Annotated in this window: 12 protein-coding genes; 1 reads left to right on the top strand and 11 read right to left on the bottom strand. The window is 37.4% G+C overall.

Annotated features, from left to right (window positions below):
* Nucleotides 1–399: 399 nt before the first annotated feature.
* From ACFIK7_RS08275 to ACFIK7_RS08325, 11 genes are all read right to left on the bottom strand, one after another.
* Complete coding sequence (locus ACFIK7_RS08275) at nt 400–3345, bottom strand: bifunctional [glutamine synthetase] adenylyltransferase/[glutamine synthetase]-adenylyl-L-tyrosine phosphorylase (protein ID WP_375663215.1); 2946 nt, start codon at nt 3343–3345, stop codon at nt 400–402.
* Between the two features lie 77 nt (nt 3346–3422).
* Nucleotides 3423–4805 (bottom strand): ATP-binding protein, encoded by a 1383-nt coding sequence (locus ACFIK7_RS08280; protein WP_375637409.1) that lies wholly within the window; start codon nt 4803–4805, stop codon nt 3423–3425.
* On the bottom strand, nt 4802–5488 hold the full coding sequence (locus tag ACFIK7_RS08285) for a response regulator transcription factor (RefSeq protein ID WP_273791552.1): 687 nt from the start codon (nt 5486–5488) through the stop codon (nt 4802–4804). Before ACFIK7_RS08285 ends, ACFIK7_RS08280 begins: the two co-directional genes overlap by 4 nt.
* A 73-nt stretch (nt 5489–5561) precedes the next feature.
* Nucleotides 5562–7073, bottom strand: a complete 1512-nt coding sequence (locus ACFIK7_RS08290; protein ID WP_273791551.1) for a Do family serine endopeptidase — start codon at nt 7071–7073, stop codon at nt 5562–5564.
* 214 nt (nt 7074–7287) lie between these two features.
* Entirely contained in the window at nt 7288–7698 is a 411-nt protein-coding gene (locus ACFIK7_RS08295; RefSeq protein ID WP_375654403.1) for a cytochrome c-type biogenesis protein CcmH, read from the bottom strand.
* Between the two features lies 1 nt (nt 7699).
* Nucleotides 7700–9679, bottom strand: a complete 1980-nt coding sequence (locus ACFIK7_RS08300) for a heme lyase CcmF/NrfE family subunit (RefSeq protein ID WP_375663216.1) — start codon at nt 9677–9679, stop codon at nt 7700–7702.
* Nucleotides 9680–9686: 7 nt separating this feature from the next.
* Entirely contained in the window at nt 9687–10166 is a 480-nt protein-coding gene (ccmE, locus tag ACFIK7_RS08305) for a cytochrome c maturation protein CcmE (RefSeq protein ID WP_273791548.1), read from the bottom strand.
* Between the two features lie 77 nt (nt 10167–10243).
* Nucleotides 10244–11014 carry a tetratricopeptide repeat protein gene (locus ACFIK7_RS08310; protein ID WP_273791547.1) on the bottom strand — a complete coding sequence of 257 codons (771 nt, stop codon included), beginning with the start codon at nt 11012–11014 and terminating at the stop codon, nt 10244–10246.
* 233 nt (nt 11015–11247) lie between these two features.
* Nucleotides 11248–12666 (bottom strand): ATP-binding protein, encoded by a 1419-nt coding sequence (locus tag ACFIK7_RS08315; RefSeq protein ID WP_375663217.1) that lies wholly within the window; start codon nt 12664–12666, stop codon nt 11248–11250.
* The gene (locus ACFIK7_RS08320) at nt 12666–13331 is read right to left on the bottom strand and encodes a response regulator transcription factor (RefSeq protein ID WP_273791556.1); all 666 of its coding nucleotides are present in this window, start codon (nt 13329–13331) and stop codon (nt 12666–12668) included. Before ACFIK7_RS08320 ends, ACFIK7_RS08315 begins: the two co-directional genes overlap by 1 nt.
* A gap of 21 nt (nt 13332–13352) precedes the next feature.
* Nucleotides 13353–13589, bottom strand: a complete 237-nt coding sequence (locus ACFIK7_RS08325) for a hypothetical protein (RefSeq protein ID WP_273723886.1) — start codon at nt 13587–13589, stop codon at nt 13353–13355.
* A gap of 343 nt (nt 13590–13932) precedes the next feature.
* On the opposite strand from ACFIK7_RS08325, the gene ACFIK7_RS08330 reads away from it, so the two are divergent.
* The gene (locus ACFIK7_RS08330) at nt 13933–16083 is read left to right on the top strand and encodes a transglycosylase domain-containing protein (protein WP_375630862.1); all 2151 of its coding nucleotides are present in this window, start codon (nt 13933–13935) and stop codon (nt 16081–16083) included.
* Nucleotides 16084–16085: the final 2 nt, after the last annotated feature.

The raw sequence follows: 16085 nt of genomic DNA on the forward strand, positions 1-16085 counted from the left end.
TCGTTTCACACTTTTTTCAAAAAATCTATAGCAAAAATGACACAGTTGAAAAATTAAAATCTTATTTATAATTTCCTAAAACTATTAATCTATAGTAGCTTTTATAGCTTCATATTGATCATTATTATCCAGAATTATATAAATAATTATAATATCAATTTTTTGAAAAGAATGAGATAAGGCTCATAAAGCATATCATTCACTAAACTAGTCACTCATCGCTTTTTGTATAAAGAATAATACCTAGAATAGCACATTTAACAGAGAAATTTTTTCATCACACTTGAAAAACCACTAGAGAACTTCACTCTAACCCTCTCAAGCGTGTAATGAAATAAAAGACAAAAATTAATATATAAAAATGGAATTAATAATTTTTATTATTCTTATAGAATTATTTTAATGTTTCATGATTTTTGTAAAAACTGAACAGACCAATTGCCCAGTTTCTGCAATTAATTTTTCAACACGAAGCAAATCAGGTTCCCCAACACTATTTAACAAAAGGTCACTTAATCTAGGTGGCATGTCATTGGGATCAAGAGAATCATTTAAGCAAAGCCGTATAATTTGACTCAAATTTGTATAAAGACGATAGGCATAATGTAAATCAGCAATACATGACTGATTAAGAAAACTGTTTGGTAAGTGATCTAAAATATCCGCTGTCGTCGCTCCAATTTGAAACTCAATGACATGCGTAATAAGAGAAAATTGAGCAATAAACTCCAAATCCATAATGCCACCAGACATCGTTTTTAAATCCCATTGATTTTTTGGCGGCTTTTCTTTTGCAATCAAGGAACGCATTTCACACACTTCTTTTGCAACTTCCTTCTTATCACGAGAAATAGCAATAATTGCACACACTTCATTTTCTAGCTTTTGTAAAAAATCAGGATCTCCTGCAATGCCTCGAGCCCTTGTTAAAGCAAGATATTCCCATATCCATGCTTCTTGGCGATAATACTTTTTAAAAAATGGAAAAGAAACAGCAATAGGTCCTTTATTGCCTAACGGCCGTAACCTTAAATCAACGACATAAAGAACACCTTGGCTTGTAAGAGTGGATAAAGCAGAAACGAGGCGCTGTGCTAAACGCGTATAATATTGAGAAATATAAAGAGGCTTTTCTCCATCAGATACTTCTGCATCATCATCGTGTTCATAAAGCAAAACGAGGTCAACATCGGAATCTGCTGTTAATTCACGACTTCCAAGTTTCCCCATACCCAATATGCCAACACGCCCCCCTTTAATACGACCATGAAGACGAGAAAATTCCTCTTGAACGGTAGCAAATGTTTTTGTAATCATAAGATCAGCAAGCGCAGTAAAAGCAAAACCCGCTCTTTCTCCTGTAATTGCACCATTCAAAATTCGAATACCAATCAAAAAACGTTGTTCATCTGCAAAAATCCTTAAATGGTCAAGAATCTCCTCATAAGAAAGAACATTTTCAAGAAAATATTCAAGCCGTTTTTCTAAATACGTTTTTGTTGGTAATTCTGAAAGAATATTTGGGTCTAACATTCCATCAAAAACGTGGGATCTGCGTGTAATAATTTCTGCAAGACGTGGAGCAGCACCCATAATAAGGACAAGCATATCCAAAAGAGAGGGATTAGACTGCAAAAGACTAAAAAGCTGAATTCCTGAAGGTAAGCCCTGTAAAAAACCATCAAAACGCAACATCGCCTCATCAGCTCGTTTTGTCCCACCAAAAGCTTTCAAAAGAGCTGGTGTTAATTCCGTTAATCTCTCGCGTGCTTCGGCTGATTGCGTTGCTTTATAACGACCAAAATGGAGCGTGCGCATAATACGACAAATATCACTTGCTCTTTCGAAGCCTAAACGGCTTAACGTTATTAATGTCTCCGGATCATCTTCTTCACCGGTAAAAACTAAATTACCAATTTCTAAACCAAGTTCTTGCTCATTCTCAAACAGTGCTGCATAATGTTTTTCAACAACCTGAAGTGTTTTTAATAAATCACGGATAAAACTGCTACTGTCTTGATAACCCATTAAATAGGCAACACTTGTGAATTGAGCAGTATCATTTGGAAGAAGATGTGTTTGTTCATCGAAAAGCATTTGAATACGATGTTCCACATTTCGAAGAAAAGCATAACTTTTTATAAGGCTATTTCTCGTTTTCTCACTGATCCAACCAAGCGTGTGAAGTTCTGCTAACATTGCAACTGTCTGACGTCCACGTAATTGAGGAAAACGTCCACCAGCAATGAGTTGCTGTGTCTGAACAAAAAACTCAATCTCACGAATACCACCACGACCTAACTTTATATTATGCCCATAAGCTGCAATTTGACCGTAATTTTTATGCGCATGAATTTGACGTTTGATCGAATGAATATCAGCAATAGCAGCGTAATCTAAATATTTCCGCCACACATAGGGAAACAGCTCTTTGAGAAAGTTAAAACCTGCCCTCTTATCACCAGCAACTGGACGTGCTTTAATCATGGCTGCTCGTTCCCAATTTTGCCCACGCCCTTCGTAATAACGCAATGCAGTCCTTACTGGTAAGGCCAAAGGGGTTGAACTTGGATCTGGACGAAGACGAAAATCAAGACGAAAAACATATCCTTCCGCAGTGCGTTCTTGAATGATACGGATTAATCGGCGTACCATTTTAGAAAATACGTCAACACTTTCAGAAAGATTACCAATATGAGGTGATGTTTCATCAATGAAAACAATAAGATCAATATCAGAAGAATAATTAAGTTCCCCTGCTCCTAACTTTCCCATCCCTAAAATAATTAAACCACAGTCTTTTTCTGGATTCTCACGGCTTAATAAATTGATCTTACCATGATCATGCGCTTCTCTTAATAGAAAACGTAGTGCTACACTTAATGCTGCTTCGCCCAAACGTGTCAACCAAGCACATGAAACTTCGTAAGTAAAAACACCTCCCAAATCAGCTAAAGCAATGAGAACATGCGCTTCTCGTTTTTTGCGCCTTAAAGCAGCCATCAATGAAGTTTCATTTATAGTTTCATCCTTATCGATAGCCGTAATATCATCTATAATTTCGCTCAGCCTTGTTTCTACATCAACATTTAATAAAGCACTAAGATATGATGGATTGGCAATTAAAACCTCACGCAAAAAAGGAGATAAGGTCATAACCGAACTGATAAAATCAATCTGCGTTCCACTCTCTGAAATGATGGAAATAAGCGATTCTAAACCTTCTTTCCTTGCTTGTTCTTCCATGTCTTTTAACCATTGGGAACTACTTTTATCGAGAGGGCATAAAGGGAGAAGCTGTGTTTTTAAAAAAGCTTGTTTCGTCTGCGCTCCCTTGAAAAGCATTTTGCTTTCCTTTCTATTGCTTTATACTTTTAAAATAGTTGTTACGTATGAAAAGAGAAAAGTGAAGAAAAATATCTTTAAGGAAATAACAAAATAGCCCTAAGCCCTGGATTTGCATTTTCAAGTAACAATTCACCCCCGTGAAGCTTCATAACTGCTTTTGCTATACTTAACCCAATCCCAAACCCAGGTTGTGTGCGGCTTTCTTCAAGACGAACAAATCGTTCTGTCACTTTTTCACGTTTATCCTCTGCTATTCCTGGTCCATTATCGCTCACAACAACTAATAAATGTTCATCACGATATTCCATTGATAAGCAAACCTCCGCTTTCCTTTCACCTTTAGAGGCATATTTAATGGCATTATCTATAAGATTAAAAATTGATTGTGCAACAAGCTCACGATTCAACTTAAGCTCTTTATCAAATATATTCCCCAACCGAAGTAAAACACCTGACTCTTCAGCAAAAGGTTCGTAAATCTCAACAGCATCCTCAAGGATCAGTTTCATATTCATCATTTCAAGATGCTCAATTGCACTGCTGGCCTCAATACGTGAAATCATTAAAATTGCATTGAACGTACAAATAAGTTGATCTGATTCTGCAATAACCCTATCAAGAACCTGACGATATTCAAGCTTTGTCTTATTTCCTGAAAGTGCTTCTTCAGCACGATTTCTAAGACGCGTTAACGGCGTTTTCAGGTCATGAGCAATATTATCTGATACTTGACGTAAACCAATATTTAACTCTTCAATGCGGTCTAACATAACATTAAGATTGGTTGACAATCGATCAAACTCATCCCCTACTCCAGAGACAGGTAAACGCCCACTGAAGTCACCATCCATCAAGCGCTGTGATGCAGCCGTTACATGATCAATCCTTTGTAAAGCTCTCCTGCCAACAAAAAACCATATGAGTAAAGCGCCTCCAACCATTGCAGCAAGTGCAATGATCACAGCTTTGCGAATAACAACAGCAAAACGTTCTGGCTCATCCAAATCACGTCCTATAAGAATCTTCATAGCATTAGGTAAATCAACAATAACCGCCAAAGCGCGATGTTCACTTGTTTTGCCATGTTCTCCAAAACGGGAATATAAAAAAGAGGTAGAAATAAAACCACTCTGATTCAAAAGACCTAATTCAATACGTGCTACATTTCCTGCTAAAATACGCCCCATAGAATCCGTGACAAGATAAAGAAATGCTCCTGGTTGTCTTGAACGATAATCAATAGTGCGCATTAATAAGGATAATCCCCCATAATTATAAGCATTTTCAATATACTTTAATTCTTCATGTAAAGCCTGTTCAGTTTGCTCTGTTAACAATGAAGCAGAAAATGCCGTCATATAAATAGAAAGTCCTGTTGCCACCAATCCAAACAATAAAATGTAAAGTGCTGAAAGCCTTAGCGCCGTCGTGCGCATTATATTAATCAAACGATTCATGCTTTGTTATCTGGTACTTTTAGCATATATCCAGCTCCACGCACTGTATGGAGAAGGGGAACATCAAAATCTTTTTCAATTTTGGCTCTCAAACGGGAGATATGGACATCAATGACATTCGTTTGTGGATCAAAATGGTAATTCCAAACATTTTCCAAAAGCATAGTGCGTGTAACAACCTGCCCGGCATAACGCATCAAATATTCAAGTAAACGAAACTCTCGTGGTTGCAATAGAATGTTTCTATCACCTCGTTTTACCGTATGTGCTAGCCGATCAAGCTCAAGATTACCTACACAGTAAACAGTTTCTGCTTCTTTAGGATTTTTCCGCCGTTGTAAAACTTCAACACGCGCAAGAAGTTCAGAAAAAGCATAAGGCTTTGTCAAATAATCATCTCCCCCTGCACGCAGCCCCGTTACACGATCATTAACTTGCCCTAAAGCAGACAGGATAAGAACCGGTGTTTCATTGCCTTTAGCGCGCAATTCAGCAATAATAGAAAGACCATCACGATGTAAAAGCATTCGGTCAACAACCATAACGTCATAATTTTCCGTGGTTGCTAAAGCATATCCCGTATCCCCATCATAAGCAACATCAACGGAATGCCCTACTTCCAAAAAAGCTTTTTCGAGATAATGCCCCGTCTCATGATCATCTTCAATAACGAGTATCTTCATAAAACGTATCTCCATTATTTTATTATGTTGTAGGACAAATATTTAATAAACATTTGTCCTACAAACTAAAGCCTTACTTTTTGAAAATTGGAAGAGCAACAAAACGATTTTGATCATTTGTCCGCACTTGTAAGAGTATAGCCTTTCGTCCTAACTGCTGAGCATTTTTGATTGTGTTAATAATATCAGAGACTCGTTTAACCGGTTTATTATTTACTGTCACAATGACATCACCAGGGCGTATCCCTTTATCTGCAGCATCTGAATCGGTATCGACATCCGTTACGACAACCCCTACACCATCATCAGAAGGCATAACAATCAGACCATAATCTTCCAATGTTTCATCTAAATCACTCTGTCCATTTGAATATTTTGAAGTCTCTTTCTTACTTTCATCTTCAGACATTGAAGCGAGTTTAACCTTGATGCTCTCCTCCTTACCTGATCTCCAAATCCCTATGGTTACCATTTCTCCTGGTTTAATATTTGCAATACGTTTCGCCAGCTCACGCGCATCAGCAATTTTTTCATTATTCACTGAAATAATTACATCACCCGCTTTAATACCAGCCTTTTCTGCCGGTCCTTTTAACGGATCAGTAACCAAAGCACCTTTGGCTTCTTTCAAACCTATTGAATCGGAAATCTCCTTTGTTACCGGCTGAATCTGAACACCTAACCAACCACGTTGAACTGAACCTTTTTCAATAAGTTGTTGTACAACCTGTTTTACAGTCGCAGCCGGAATAGCAAAAGCAATCCCAACATTTCCTCCAGAAGGAGAAAAAATTGCTGTATTAACCCCAACAACCTTTCCATTAAGATCAAACGTTGGACCACCAGAGTTTCCTCTATTAACAGCAGCATCAATCTGAATAAAATCATCGTACACACCAGTGCCAATATCACGTCCACGTGCAGAAACAATACCTGCTGTCACAGTTCCACCAAGACCAAATGGATTCCCAATGGCAACAACCCAATCCCCAACACGAAGCTTTGAATCATCACCAAAATCAACATAGGAAAATTTTCTTTTATCATTCACTTTTAGTACGGCAAGATCGGTTTTGGGGTCTTTCCCAATGAGCTTTGCATTCAATTCTGTACCATCATCAAGAACAACAGTATAACTTGTTCCATCAGAAATCACATGATCATTGGTCACAATGTAACCATCAGATGAAATAAAAAAACCCGATCCAAAAGCAACAGGACGGAGTCTCTGCGATTGGTGCGGAAATTTATTTTTAGGTTTATCAAAATCATAAAACTCTTTAAAAAATCTTTTTAAAGGATGCTGATCTGGTAATTGATCAAGTCCTGGACCACTAAAAAAGTTGCTAAAGAACCTATCTTCTTTCTTTTTATTGCTCTTTACTTGTACTGCTACAACGGCTGGTTTCACTTGAGCAACAATATCGGCAAATCCCTGTTGTTGCATTAACGAAGTAAATACAGAACTTGCATGAGCCTTTGTCATCCACAAGCTTGATGTACATCCACTAAAAAACAGTGCACTTTCCAATATCGCAGAAAAACTCACTGCGACAAATGTTTTAAAGAAAGCCTTTTTAACCATTTACTCTATGCTCCTATTCAATCATACCTTTATTCCAATTCCGACCACTTATAAAATACCAGACCTTACCGTTTTCTGTCTAAATTATTAAAGTTTTGTAAGGTTTCAGTATTCCCTAATATAATTACAATAAGATTGTATGCTCATTGCAAATGATCTGATTTCTTTTATGTAACATCTTTTTTAATGCAATGACATTTTTGACTGTTCTTTTTCATTCACATAACGCATGATTATTCCGTTTGAAGTGGAAAAATATGATACTTATGCCAATGATAATAATGATCAAAGGCGAGAACCATAAAAACCAAGTTATTTTATTCAATGGTGGCTTCAAGAGAATAAATTCACCATATCGCTCAACAAGAAAGTCAGTGACTTGCTGATTACTATAGCCCATTTTTAGCCTTTCCCGAATTAAAAGCCGTAAATCACGTGCTAAAGCAGCATCTGAATCATCAATTGATTGATTTTGACAAACCGGACAACGTAAATGCGATGAAATATGGCGTGCTCGCGCTTCAAGAATCTTATCCTTTAAAATCTCATCCGGCTCTACTGCTATTGCTAATTGAAAAGGAAACGTTGCAATTAAAAAAAATACAATCCAAAGAATTTTTTTCATCTCAATGTCTTTTCCAAAAATTTAAAGCAAGCACTACCCTATTGTACATGCCAATGCGAAACCAATACCCCAGAAGAGAAAGACATCCCCCCATAGCCATCATGAATGCCCCTAACCAAATACATATTACATAAGGCTTCCACCATACGTGCACAACAAGACCCCGATTATCGATATGTCCCGGTACAATATATAGCTGCGATAAGCCATGATTTTTCAGACCAACTTCTGTTGTTGATGTATTTTGACTTGAGTAAAATCGCTTTGAGGCTGTTACATGACCCACAATGTTTTTATTTTCATATATTTTAAAATAAAACTCCATTGTCGAATAATTCGAACCAACACCATCATACACTGCATCAAAATGAAGCGTTTTATCCGCTATCGTCACCCTATCCCCTATGTTCATGATTAAAATACGTTCTTGCCCAAAACTTGCCACACAAACAATACCAAATAGTGTAACGCCTAATCCCATATGTGCTATTGCTGCACCAAAAGTAGACCATGGCAATCCAAGAAATCTCTTAACGCGTACTGAAAAAGCTCTTTTGCCATATCCACTCTTTCCCCATAGATCCGCTAAACTGCCTAAAAAAACAAACGCTGAAAGCCCAATCCCTAAAACTGCAAAAATATCACGCACAGATGCCGCATAGAATATTATAAAACAGACGATACCAACGAATACAAAAACAAACCATAACCGTTCAAAAACTGCAAGAAAATCACCGCGTTTCCATGCCATCATTGTCCCAAACGGAACAAACAACAACAGCAAAACCATTAGCGGTCCACAAGTAATGTTAAAAAAAGCAGACCCTACAGAAATTTTTTGCCCAGTTAATATCTCAATAAAATAAGGATAAAGCGTACCAATCAATACTGTTGCTGTTATTGTTGTAAATAACAAATTATTTAAAACAATAAACCCTTCACGTGAAATTGGTTGAAAAAATCTTTCTGTTTTTAAAATAGGGGTGCGCAAAGCAAAAAGAAAAAAAGCCGCTCCTGTAAAAAAAAAGAAAAGCGCAAGCATTGCCTGCCCCCGTGCTGGATCAACAGCAAAACTATGAACAGAAATTAAAAGCCCAGAACGCACAAGAAAAGTTCCCATCAGAGAAAGGGAAAAAGTAAGCAGCGCTAAAAACAAAGTCCAACTTTTCAATATTTCTCGTTTTTCGAGAACAAGAGCAGAATGTAAAAGAGCCGTTCCTGAAAGCCAAGGCATAAACGAAACATTTTCAACAGGATCCCAAAACCAATAGCCGCCCCATCCTAGCTCATAATAAGCCCAATAGGAGCCAACCATAATACCCAATGTCAAAAAACACCAAGAAAGTAAAAGCCACGGACGAATTCCACGCGCCCAAATTCTATCAACATGTCCCATAATCAATGCCGCAACGGCAAAAGAAAAACAAAGTGAAAAACCAACATAACCTAAATAAAGTAGCGGTGGATGAATTGCTAATGCGATATCTTGTAAAAGAGGATTGAGACCATTTCCCTGCAATGCTGGTGGATTCACGCGTAAAAATGGATTGGATACAAAAAGAATAAATAAAAGAAAAGCAGTTGTAATCCAACTTTGGCAAATTAAAACAAGCGTCTTAAAATCTTCTGGCAAATGTTGGCTAAAAAAAGCCATCAATGCGCTAAAAAAAGCAAGACTTAAAACCCATAACAACATAGAGCCTTCGTGATTTCCCCAAACACCTGTAATTTTATAGAGCATCGGTTTTTCTGAATGAGAATTCTCAACAACGTTCAAAACAGAAAAATCAGATACGACATAAGCATAAATTATCACTAAAAAAGATAAAAGTAGTAATGTAAAAGTGATATATGTTAGAGGAACAGCTGTTTGCATTAACAAACGCTCTCTCCACCAAAAACCTAAAGCAGGTAAAAACGCCCCTAATAAGCTTACTGAAAATGCTGCAGCTAAAAAAATATGACCCAGTTCGACAAGCACAATCGAATTATTTCTCCATAATGTAATGTTTTTTCAAACGATCAGCTGTTTCTTTAGGCATATAAGTTTCATCATGTTTTGCTAAAATACGCATCCCTATAAAAAAGCCCTGTTTATCGAAATGCCCTTCTACAATCACCCCCTGACCTTCACGAAAAAGATCCGGTAAGGCACCATTGAAAACCACTTTTTCATGTTTTTTGTTATCCGTTACAAAAAAAATAACTCCTCTCTCTCCAACATATTGAACGGTTCCCTTTTCAACAAAGCCACCCAAACGCAAAGGGCGCTCCGTTAAAATATCTTCTCTTGTAATTTCAGAGGGCATTCTAAAAAAACTGACCGCATGACGCATTGCATACACTATGAGACTTGCTGCAATTGTCATAACCAAACAACATAATAATATGATCAGTAAGCGCCTTTTTTTTCGCTGCTCTAAAATAACCTTCCATGAGGCAGAACTCTTTAAAGATTGACTGTTCATAGACACTCTGCGAAAAAAGTTTAAATACGTTATAATTAAGTATCAATATTTTATTTTTTAAGAGCTTTGCACATCTTCTACATAGGTGCAAGATTTCTTTTCTCTGTATGCTCACTCGATAAATCACGTAACTGAATCATCATTTTTTTAACACGTGATTGTCCTGAAAAATTTTCAGGCATTGTATCAAGAAAGCTTTGTAAAAATTGCACTGCCTGCGCAGTTTTTCCTGCTTGATGCAATGCATCGGCCAACAACAAACGTGGATAAAAATCTGTTGGGGCTAAATCTGCTGCTTTTTGAAAGGCATTTTGCGCTTCTTGCGTTATCACCCCCCCTTCATAACCAACCAATGCTAAACCGTATCCGACAAGCCTTGGAGCTGTTTCTCCATTCAAACGAAGTGCATCTAAATAAGTATTCACAGCTTCTTGAAAAAGGCTTTCTTCGAGATACCCTACCGCTAACGCATCTGCTAGCTTGCCATCGTGAGGTGCACGGAAAAAAAGCACTTGTAAACGAATAAGCTTTTCTTGCTTACTGAGAGTTTTAGGATCCTTATCCATTAATTCGCTAAAAAAATAACTTTTCACTTCTGGATTGCCTGTCAGCCCATAAATACTCCATGTCATCAGAAGAACAAACAAAATACTCAAAGCCTTAAGAATATTTCTTTTTTTATAATTCATATAAAGCTTGTTAAACTCAATCATACGCTTATGGCTTCTATAACCATCTACGGTTTCAACTGTCCATTCTTTCTTTATCTCATCGTCAAAACGTAGTGAAAGAAAAAGAATACTTGCCAGAAAAGTCAGAAAAAATGCTGCAAAAATTAATAAGAGCATATCGTTTTTTTCCAATACGAACAGAGAATAACTCGCTTACATTTTATCCTCTTCATGAGAAAAGTAATGTGAATTAATAAAAATTCATTTTTTCATGGAGAATATTATAAATATCTATCATATATATCAATTAAGCAAAGAAACTAAAAACAATGTTTCCCTACTCTTTATGTATTGTCTAAAATACTGCTTTATAAACTTTATAGACATTTCTTGCTTAAGAAGAAAATATGTTATTCTCCCATCTTAGGTAACAAAACTTTTGCATACAATCCACCCAAATCAGAACGTGATAAAAAGAGATTGCCACCATATTCACTGACCATATCTGAAACAATTGCTAACCCTAAGCCTGCCCCTAGTTTACTTTCATTAAACCGCCGCCCTCTTTTTAATGCTTCATCAATTTTGTCTTCTGTTAAACCAGGACCATCATCTTCTACAAAGATACTAAAATATTCTTTTTCTTCAACATTTTCTTCTAAACAACAAGAGATCAAAACCTTTGCTCGAGACCACTGAGTAGCATTTTCAATCAAATTCCCTACAATTTCTTCTAAATCTTCCTTCTCTCCAGAAAAAACAATATCATCAACATCCATAATAAATTGAATTTGTTTTTCAGGATTAAGCTTTTTCATAACCCGCACCAAACGTTCAAGCACACTGCGAACAGACGTATGATAGACAATACTATCGCATTGTGCTGCAATCCGTGCACGCTGAAGATAATGATTGATTTGAGCTTGCATTATTTGCGTTTGCTCTCTCAACAAACAAGCCTTTTCTCCGCGCATCTTATCTGTCTCATTCATAATCACGGATAGAGGCGTCTTCAATGAATGCGCGAGATTACCAACTTGTGTGCGAAATCGCTCAATAATACGCTGATTATTATTAATGAGAGCATTCATCTCTTGTACAAGCGGCATCACTTCGCTTACTAAATCCGTATTCACATAATGAACTCTTCCTTCGCGAATATCATTCAATGCGCGTCGAATAAGCTTCAACGGTTGAAAACTAAAGAAAATAATAGCAATATTAATAAGAACACTCCCGATACCGAAACTCCAAAGAAAAATTTGCAAAGTTCGCGTAAATTCCTTTACCTGGGCATGAGCTTCATCGATATTCCCAACAAGCCGAAAACGTGCAATATGATTTTTATTATCAAGAACAACATCACTCTCAATCACTTGTAACTTTTGACCATTGTTCCCCGTTATCCGATAAGAGCGAAAGAATTTATTGTCAAAAGGTATATCAACATCACTTGGTGTAAATATCTCGCCTGTTCCCAATGAGGGGGATGTCAATCTTCCTTTTAAATTATGGGATATCGCAACAACTTCCCAATACCATCCTGTTGTTGGATCAGAATAACGAATATCATCAATCCCAGCCCCTCCTATCAAAGTACCTTCCGATGACACCGTCACTGTTGCAATAAGACTGTAGAGTTGAGCAGAAAGGATACGCTCTAGGCTTTGTTCAGTTGAACGCTGATAAAATAAAATACTTACTGCAGAAATCGATAAAAGAGAAATAACAACCCATAATGTTGATAAGATCATAACACGTAAACTGAGAGATCGAGTAATTACAAAAAAGAACCTCCTACACCAATTATTCTCTTCAAAAACATTCATTAATCACCTAGCATTCTCACGCGATACCCCATTCCTCGAATAGTTTCAATCAAATCCACTCCAAGCTTTTTCCGTAACCGACCTACAAAGACTTCCACCGTATTCGAGTCCTTATCAAAATCCTGATCATAAAGATGTTCTGTAAGCTCTGTTCTTGAAATGACCCTGTCACAATGATGCATGAGATACGAAAGCAGTCTGAATTCATAAGATGTTAGTTTAATCAATTGACCATCTACAAAAACACGAGACGTCTTTGTATCCAACAAAACATTTCCGCAACATAATGCACTTGTCGCATGTCCCGTAGTGCGACGAATTAATGCTCGCAAGCGCGCCATCACTTCCTCCAAATGAAATGGCTTCACAACATAATCGTCAGCTCCAGCATCAATACCGTGCACCTTATCAGACCAACGGTCTCGCGCCGTTAGCATTAAAACAGGCATGGAGAGCCCTTCTTGACGCCACTTTTCAACAACACTAATACCATCAATCTGCGGTAAACCTATATCAAGTATCACCGCGTCGTAAGACTCTGTGCTCCCTAAAAAATAAGCCTCTTCACCATCGAAAGCACTATCGGAAACATATCCTGCACGTCTTACAGCTTCTACTAATTGATGGTGAAGATTCCGATCATCTTCAACGATTAAGATACGCATCACAACACCATCTGCCAAAAACTAATCAGCAGGAACAAAAAACTCAACACGACGTAACTTTTCACCATTACGGGCTGGTACAACAACTACAATTGCACACATGTCCTTTCCATCCTGAACAACCGGTTTTGAACGGACGAGAACCCCGCTCTCTTGCGCGGCAGCCTTCTTACCTACTTCAGCACACCCAGAAGCTAGAACAGAATCTGCTCCTAAAAAAGCTGCTATTATTACGAACAAGAATTTTTTTTTCATCATAAATATTTCAATAACCCATCTCTTCTCCTTGATAAAGGATAAAAGAAATAATGGTTTTTTTCAGTCGATTTAAAAATCACAAATGGAAATAATTTATCCTCTATCTTACAGAAGAACATATTAACATTACTCCAAATTTTTAAAAAATCAAAAAAATATTTTTAATAATGAGAATAAAATTTATTCAATAAAATAATAAAATATTAATACACTATCTTACGAAAAATGAATAATTCTAAAATAAACTCTTTCTCTGTTAGCACTATAGCAAAAAAATACTTCTACTCCATATAATTATTGTAGATTTGTTTGGTTGTATTTCTTTGCCATAGGCTCTCTTTAAATGTTTGATTTTTTTAAAAAAAAGAAAGGGCAACATCGTAAGCCATTTCACAGTCCTGCTCTCATTGAATTAGACGCACGATTAGACACAGCGCTTTATCACATTCGTTCTGCTAACAGTTTTTTCTGGAAAAAGGCAAAAATCGTCTCACAAAATTTTCATCTTCAAGGATGGAAACGTTTTATCGTTGAAGTTCTCGATGAAATACTGACATTAGGGTTGATGGGATTTACTCTTTTCACTATTTTGGGCATTTCTGTTTTTGAAGTGACCAAAACAGATTGGTCTTCTCCTAAAAACTTTTCCATTCTTTTTCTAGATCGCTATGGAAATTCCATTGGGCACCGTGGTGCACTGCCGGCGATCTCTGTCCCCGTTGAAGAAATGCCTGACACTGTTATTAAAGCGGTTCTCGCTACAGAAGATCGTCGTTTTTTTGATCATTGGGGCATTGATTTTCAAGGACTTACACGGGCAATTTCACAAAATATGCAAGCTAAAGGTGTGGTGCAAGGTGGTTCAACTCTCACACAACAATTGGCTAAAAATTTATTTTTAACAAACGAAAGAACCATAACACGTAAAATCAAAGAAGCTTATCTTGCTCTTTGGCTAGAAGCAAATTTTAGCAAAAAGCAGATTTTACAACTTTACCTTGACCGAGCCTATATGGGAGGAAACAATTTTGGTATTGCCGCAGCAGCAAAATTTTATTTTGGAAAAAACATACGTCATGTCTCTTTAAGTGAATCTGCTATGTTAGCAGGACTCTTTAAAGCTCCAACAAAATATGCTCCTCATAGTCATCTCTTTGCGGCTCAAACACGTGCCAATATCGTCCTTTCTAATCTTGTTAATAGTGGCTTTATGACGAAGAGCCAGATTATCAATGCGCATCGCCACCCTGCTAGGGCACTTCCCCAAATAGAAAATAATCAGCCTGATTATTTTCTTGATTGGGCATTCGAGGAAGTCAAAAAAATGCGCAATCAACTTCCAAGCCATAGTTTAATTATTCAAACGACTCTTGATCCAAATATTCAAAAAGCAGCAGAAGAATCAATTGCATATCATTTACATCAGTATGGTCAACAATATCGCGTAACACAAGCTTCCACTGTTATACTCGATAATAACGGTGCCGTATGCGCAATTGTTGGAGGACAAGATTATAAAAAGAGCCAATTTAACAGAGCAACACAAGGCGGACGACAAACTGGTTCTTCATTCAAACCTTATGTTTACGCAACCGCACTGGAACACGGACTTTCTCCCTCGACAATCGTTTTAGATGCTCCGATCAATTGGGGAGGTTGGACACCAAAAAATAATTCTGGCCGTTATTTGGGGAAAATTGATTTAGCAACAGCTTTAGCTTTTTCTATTAATACAGTCCCTGTGTATCTCACCTATCAATATCTTCACCGCGATACCCAACCTATCATAGATCTCATCAAGAATATGGGGATTAACGCGCATATTTTATCACACAAAACGATGGTTCTTGGCACTTCCAACATGACCCCCATGGATCAAGCAACTGGCTTTAATGTCTTTGCGAATGGTGGGATAGCTGGTAATCGTCATGGGTTCACGCAAATCAGAACAATTGATGGGCATGTGGTATGGGATTTCGAGCATAACGGAAATAAGTTACACCGAGTTCTCAGCAGACAATCAGCTGCTTATATGAACCAAATGATGGTGGGTGTCACAACACGAGGGTCTGGTAAGCGTGCTGCTCTGCCCATGACTCTCGTCGCTGGGAAAACTGGAACATCACAATCCTATCGTGATGCTTGGTTTGTTGGCTTTACTGGCAATTATACTGGAGCGGTATGGATGGGAAATGATAACTTTTCACCGATGAATCGTGCTTTTGGGGGTGGAGTTCCTGCCATGATATGGCAACGCATCATGCTTGCTGCACACCAAAATATTATGCTCAAACAACTCTATGGTGTTAAAGATTCTCTTCTTCCTTATCATCCCCCAATACTTTCCTCCCATGCAGATTCTGAATTTTTTTCCCCAATACCCTCTACGCTTTCTCCTGAAACATTGAATATTGTGCGATTGATTAACAAAGATCTGAAAAAACCATCTGCAATTTCTTTGAAGGTGAAAACAACTGGAGATTCAACATTTTGAAT

Source organism: Bartonella sp. CL266QHHD (genome assembly GCF_042195355.1).
GTDB lineage: Bacteria > Pseudomonadota > Alphaproteobacteria > Rhizobiales > Rhizobiaceae > Bartonella.

Bases quoted from the DNA above. Each gene is read 5' to 3' on its own strand.
- ccmE (WP_273791548.1), bottom strand. From the start codon at position 10,166: ATGAACAGTCAATCTTTAAAGAGTTCTGCCTCATGGAAGGTTATTTTA.
- ACFIK7_RS08275 (WP_375663215.1), bottom strand. From the start codon at position 3,345: ATGCTTTTCAAGGGAGCGCAGACGAAACAAGCTTTTTTAAAAACACAG.
- ACFIK7_RS08310 (WP_273791547.1), bottom strand. From the start codon at position 11,014: ATGCTCTTATTAATTTTTGCAGCATTTTTTCTGACTTTTCTGGCAAGT.
- ACFIK7_RS08315 (WP_375663217.1), bottom strand. From the start codon at position 12,666: ATGAATGTTTTTGAAGAGAATAATTGGTGTAGGAGGTTCTTTTTTGTA.
- ACFIK7_RS08290 (WP_273791551.1), bottom strand. From the start codon at position 7,073: ATGGTTAAAAAGGCTTTCTTTAAAACATTTGTCGCAGTGAGTTTTTCT.
- ACFIK7_RS08330 (WP_375630862.1), top strand. From the start codon at position 13,933: ATGTTTGATTTTTTTAAAAAAAAGAAAGGGCAACATCGTAAGCCATTT.
- ACFIK7_RS08325 (WP_273723886.1), bottom strand. From the start codon at position 13,589: ATGATGAAAAAAAAATTCTTGTTCGTAATAATAGCAGCTTTTTTAGGA.
- ACFIK7_RS08285 (WP_273791552.1), bottom strand. From the start codon at position 5,488: ATGAAGATACTCGTTATTGAAGATGATCATGAGACGGGGCATTATCTC.
- ACFIK7_RS08295 (WP_375654403.1), bottom strand. From the start codon at position 7,698: ATGAAAAAAATTCTTTGGATTGTATTTTTTTTAATTGCAACGTTTCCT.
- ACFIK7_RS08320 (WP_273791556.1), bottom strand. From the start codon at position 13,331: ATGCGTATCTTAATCGTTGAAGATGATCGGAATCTTCACCATCAATTA.
- ACFIK7_RS08280 (WP_375637409.1), bottom strand. From the start codon at position 4,805: ATGAATCGTTTGATTAATATAATGCGCACGACGGCGCTAAGGCTTTCA.